We start from the raw sequence: 2,044 nt of genomic DNA on the forward strand, positions 1-2,044 counted from the left end.
GTTGAGGTCACCGCGCAGCACGTCGGTCGGCGACGGGCTCGGGCTGACGGTCTCGAACGTGAGCGCCGACGTGTGCGGGACGAGCTGGACGGTCATGCGATCTCCTCGTGACGGATCCCGGCGAACAGGTCGTCCTCGGGGAGCGTGGTGGGCACGCGCGAGTGGGCGAGCTCGAACTCCTCGACAGGCCAGACCTCGGCCTCGAGGTCGCGTGGCGTGCCGAAGAAGAACCCGTCCGGGTCGATCTGGGTCTCGTGCGCGATGAGCGCGCGATCCCGGCGGTCGAAGTAGTCGGCGCAGTGCACCGCGGTCGTCGCCTGACGCTCGACGATCTCGCGCGCTGCCCGCGTCTCGACCCACTCGCCGAACGGCGACTCGAGGCCCGCGTCGGCCATGGCCTCGTGGACCGTGCGGATCCGCTTCATCGAGAAGTCGTGGTTGTAGTACAGCTTCGACGGGGCCCACGGCTCACCGTGGCCGCGGTAGCGCTCGGCGTCACCTGCCGCGTGGTACGCCTCGAAAGCGACGCGGTGGCACATGACGTGGTCAGGGTGGGGGTAGCCGCCGGACGGGTCGTACGTCGTCATGACGTGCGGACGGAAGTCGCGGACGATCTCGACGAGCGGCGCCGACGCCTCCTCGAGCGGGACGAGCGCGAAGCACCCCTCGGGGAGCGGCGGGAGCGGGTCACCCTCGGGCAGGCCCGAGTCGACGAATCCGAGCCAACGGTGCTGGACACCGAGCGCCTCGGCGGCCGCCGCCATCTCGACGCGCCGGATCGCAGCCATCTCCTCGATCGTCGACGGCGCGAGCGTGCAGCTCGGGTTGAGGATCGAGCCACGCTCGCCTCCGGTGCACGAGACGACGAGGACCTCGACCCCCTCGGCCGCGTAGCGGGCCATCGTCGCCGCGCCCTTGCTCGACTCGTCGTCGGGGTGCGCGTGCACCGCCAGCAGGCGCAACGGAGTCGAGGACATAAGCCACTTCCCTTCGAGGTGAGAGACAATGATTCTATGTCCGAGACCTCGCCCAGCGGCCCGTCGACAGATCCGGCTCCCGACCCGCTCGCCGAGCGGTACGGCACCGTCGCTCCCGACGCGCGTGCGCGCCGCCTGCGCGTCGCCGCCCTGTGGACGGTCGGCATCGTCGGCACGGTCGCCGCCGCATGGAGCGGCTGGAGCATGGTCGCGAGCGAGAAGTTCACGACGCAGGACGTCGGCTTCGCCGTCCAGGGCCCCGAGGCCGTGACCGTGACCTTCAACGTCACCAAGGACGCCGATCTGACGCTCGACTGCCGTCTCGTCGCGCTCAACACGGCATACGGCCAGGTCGGCTTCCGTGACGTGACGATCGGCCCGGGCACCTCCGAGCGCGAGACGTTCACCGTCGAGGTACGCACGTCCGAGCTCGCGACGACCGGCATGGTCGAGAGCTGCACCGCGCGCTAGCACCCTCGCGCGGGCGGGAGTCTCGCGCCAGGCACGAAGCACCGGCTATGCTGAGTGTTTCGACCGCTGTCCTCGACCTCGCGCGCCTGCGCGAATGAGATCCGGGCACAGCACATCTGGCGCACGGTGACTGACCGTGCGCCTACTTCTTTACTGACGGAAGGAGCGATCGTGGCCGAGACCACCGCCGCCACGTGGCTGACCCAGGAGGCCTACGACCGGCTGAAGGCCGAGTACGAGCACCTCACCGGGCCTGGCCGCACCGAGATCGCGACGAGGATCGCCCAGGCGCGCGACGAGGGCGACCTGAAGGAGAACTCCGGCTACCACGCCGCCCGCGAGGAGCAGGCGAAGCAGGAGGCACGCATCCGCGAGCTCAAGGCGAAGCTCGAGAACGCCCAGATCGGCACCCCGCCGGACGACGGCGTCGTCGAGCCGGGCATGCTCGTCCTCGCCGAGGTCGCGGGTGACGACATCGAGTTCCTCCTCGGCTCGCGCGAGATCGCCGGCACGACCGACATCGCCGTGTACTCGGACAAGTCCCCGCTCGGCGCCGCGATCAACGGCCGCGCCGTCGGTGACACGGTCTCGTACAA

3 protein-coding genes are annotated in these 2,044 nt (G+C 70.1%); 2 read left to right on the plus strand and 1 reads right to left on the minus strand.

Going from position 1 to position 2,044, the window contains the following annotated elements; all coding sequences use genetic code 11:
• Window positions 1-92: 92 nt before the first annotated feature.
• Complete coding sequence (gene mca / locus WBB07_RS22000; protein WP_168447744.1) at window positions 93-977, minus strand: mycothiol conjugate amidase Mca; 885 nt, start codon at window positions 975-977, stop codon at window positions 93-95.
• Window positions 978-1,013: 36 nt separating this feature from the next.
• Between mca and WBB07_RS22005 the strand changes: the two genes are divergently transcribed.
• Both WBB07_RS22005 and WBB07_RS22010 read left to right on the plus strand, forming a co-directional pair.
• The gene (locus tag WBB07_RS22005) at window positions 1,014-1,448 is read left to right on the plus strand and encodes a DUF4307 domain-containing protein (protein ID WP_168447743.1); all 435 of its coding nucleotides are present in this window, start codon (window positions 1,014-1,016) and stop codon (window positions 1,446-1,448) included.
• Between the two features lie 171 nt (window positions 1,449-1,619).
• The coding region (locus WBB07_RS22010) for a GreA/GreB family elongation factor (protein ID WP_526310527.1) at window positions 1,620-2,044 on the plus strand (425 nt) is incomplete at its 3' end.

Source organism: Mycobacterium sp. (assembly GCF_049647605.1).
In the GTDB taxonomy this organism is placed as follows: Bacteria; Actinomycetota; Actinomycetes; order Mycobacteriales; family Mycobacteriaceae; genus Mycobacterium.

Bases quoted from the DNA above. Each gene is read 5' to 3' on its own strand.
- mca (WP_168447744.1), bottom strand. From the start codon at position 977: ATGTCCTCGACTCCGTTGCGCCTGCTGGCGGTGCACGCGCACCCCGAC.
- WBB07_RS22005 (WP_168447743.1), top strand. From the start codon at position 1,014: ATGTCCGAGACCTCGCCCAGCGGCCCGTCGACAGATCCGGCTCCCGAC.